Raw genomic sequence first — 2708 nt, 5'->3', positions numbered from 1 at the left:
AAACATCATGCCTGCGGTGTGAGGACGAAATCTTAAAGCGGAACCTCAACCAACGCTCACATTGGTTATCGTGTACGCTATTCAATCACCTCGTCAGCGTGAACGCCGTTCAGGCATGCCCAGGCGATGCGATGAAAGCTCAATCGATCCCGTTGTCTGGGGACAGATTCCGAGGACAGCCGGAACTCTGATCCGCAACCTACTGGTCTGTTTTGGGCAGACTGGACCGGACTGATTACCCCCTGATGCGGTTTGTCCATTATACCTCATAGAAGTACGATGCTTCACTATTAGCCGAGGCTTCATTAGGTCCGGAGTGAGAGCGTTCGCCGTGGTCGCGCAGCCGTGTGCCGTGGAAGCGAACTCCGAACCCAGCGGCCTCTCGCCGGAATCGTGCTCGGAGGAAGTCATGCGCCGATGCCGTTTGGGATTTCGTATCAGAAGCGCGTGCATTCTCGCCATTTCCAGCCTTGTCCTCGGCCTGATGTCTGTCGCCCAAGCCGCTGCGGAGCAGCCTCGCCGAATCGGCAGACTCTTGATGGCTGATCCTTGCCCACCCAACAACCTTTTCGAAGCCGAAGACGCTCTCACTACGGCTCTGGCTGAGCGGGGGTGGAAACAAGGACAGAACTTCGTATGGGATTGCGTTTCCGCAGGCGGGCGGCTCTGGGACCTTGACAAACTCGCCGCCGAACTCGTCGCCCGACAGCCCGAGTTGCTGGAGACCCAGAGTAGCCCAGCGATCCACGCGTTAAAGGCGACGAAGACCACCATTCCGATTGTCATGTCCACCCCCGATCCCGTGGGCGATGGATTTGTTCAGTCTCTTGCGAGACCGGGAGGCAATATCACCGGGGTGGCTGACCTGGGCCTCGATCTTGCCGTTAAGCGCATTGAACTCGCCAGAGAGTTGATTCCTGCGTTGACGAAAGTTGCGGTCCTTGAGCGGGTGGGAGGAGATGCCACGTACTACAAACGCCTAGAAGATCAGCTAAACCGGGCCGTGGACCGCTTTGGCATCGAGTGGCGCGTATATCCCCACCAATCCCGCCCCGAAGACTTGGAGCAACATTTTAGGGCCATGCAGCAGGACGGATATAGGCTCCTCTATCTCATCGCGACCCCATTCACGTTCGGCAATCGCAAACTGATCAGTGATCTTGCGTTGAAGTACGGCATCCACATGCTCTCTGAGCATCCGCAGTTTGCCCAGGATGGTGCCTTGCTGAGCTATGGGGTGGACAACGATGAAGTCCAGCGCCACATGGCACCCCAGATCGATGCCGTCCTGCGGGGCGCGAGACCCGAGACACTCCCCATCGACCAAATGACGAAACTTCAACTCGTCATCAATCTGAAGACAGCCCGCGCGTTAGGGGTCGAGATTCCGCCCGATCTCCTTGTCCGTGCCGACGAGGTGATCGAATGAACCTGTCTGCGTTTAGATCACAAATTTTGGAATGGGCTGTCTCAATTAGATCGGGTTGTACTACTCTTATCTCGAAACGCAGCTACAGCCTCAGCGACCCGCGCAGTGATCTCTCGCTTTAAGTCCGATGAGAGATGCCAGTAGTGCATCTCGTTCACTCGGGCTGAATTGCCCAGCACTCTTCCCATGGCTTCGGGACCATAACCCAGCTTCGCCCCTACACTATTCCAGCTACGACGAAGATCGTGAAGCGTCACGCGGTCCCTACCCTCGTGCAGCCCCGCCTCCTTGCGGATAGCGAGCCAACCCTTATCGACGCTCGCGATGTGTCCATGACGAGCGTCAGGTCGAGGAAACACCCAGTCGCAACAACGGGGAATTGTTCGGAGTAGCTGTTCGAGGGCATCGCTCATAAAGACATCCAGAACACCATCGTGCCGGTCGGTCTTGTGCTCGATAACCCGGATTACCCGCTGCCCGAAGTCCACGTTTTCCCACCGGAGACGGAATGCTTCGGTCTTCCGCAACGGAGATAACATCAAGAACTCGATGGCCCAGAGAGAAACGTTTGGAATCACGCCCCGATAGCGATGCCGTTCGAGTGCTGCCCAGAGGCGCTGGTACTCCTCGGGGGATAGCACGCGATCCCGTCGCGGCTTCCTCACGTTGATTACGATCACAAATGGATTGCGACTATCCCCAACAAGGTCTCGTTTTTCCGCCCATGCCCAGATCGCTCGGGACCATTGGATGATCTTTGCCCGCACATGCGGCGCTTGCCGAAGTCGGTCGTAGACCTGTTGCACCTGTCCCCTTGTCAGGTCTGACACCAAAACGTCCCCGAAATGGTGACGTATATGGAGACGACAGAACCGGCTGACCTCCTTGAACGAACTTTCCTTATGATGTCCCTGAGCGAAGACAAGATAACGGTCGATGACTTCGTTAAACAAAGTTGCGGATGCCAGTTCGATCTTCCGCTCCCAAGCTGGATCATGACCTTCACTGATGCGCCCGAGCAATACCCGTGCTTTCCGGCGTGCCTCATCCGTATCGATCACCCCAAACTGACCGATTCGAAATTCACGTTGCCGCTTATCGCGAGAGCGGTATCTCAGAATGAATTGCACTTTCCCAGTCGAGTAGACCTTGGCTCCGAAGCCGCCGATGTCAGTGTCCCAACTTCGGCCTACGGGGAGTTTTCTCACAACCGCGTCCGAGAGCCTGAGCTTCCGCTTCAAAGGAGGAGCCATATCGCGTTTCCCGACCTACTTATGCC

2 protein-coding genes are annotated in these 2708 nt (G+C 56.5%); one reads left to right on the top strand and one right to left on the bottom strand.

Annotated elements, in window-relative coordinates; genetic code table 11:
* Positions 1 to 409: 409 nt before the first annotated feature.
* Positions 410 to 1429 carry an ABC transporter substrate-binding protein gene (locus ILT44_RS30110; RefSeq protein ID WP_204243282.1) on the top strand — a complete coding sequence of 340 codons (1020 nt, stop codon included), beginning with the start codon at positions 410 to 412 and terminating at the stop codon, positions 1427 to 1429.
* A gap of 41 nt (positions 1430 to 1470) precedes the next feature.
* Here ILT44_RS30110 and ILT44_RS30105 read toward each other — a convergent pair whose 3' ends face one another.
* Complete coding sequence (locus ILT44_RS30105; protein WP_204243281.1) at positions 1471 to 2682, bottom strand: tyrosine-type recombinase/integrase; 1212 nt, start codon at positions 2680 to 2682, stop codon at positions 1471 to 1473.
* Positions 2683 to 2708 lie beyond the last annotated feature (26 nt).

Source organism: Microvirga arvi (assembly GCF_016892765.1).
Classification (GTDB): Bacteria; Pseudomonadota; Alphaproteobacteria; order Rhizobiales; family Beijerinckiaceae; genus Microvirga; species Microvirga arvi.
The sequence above is the reverse complement of the archived record's forward strand: the minus strand, read 5'-3'. Positions and strand labels throughout refer to the sequence as shown.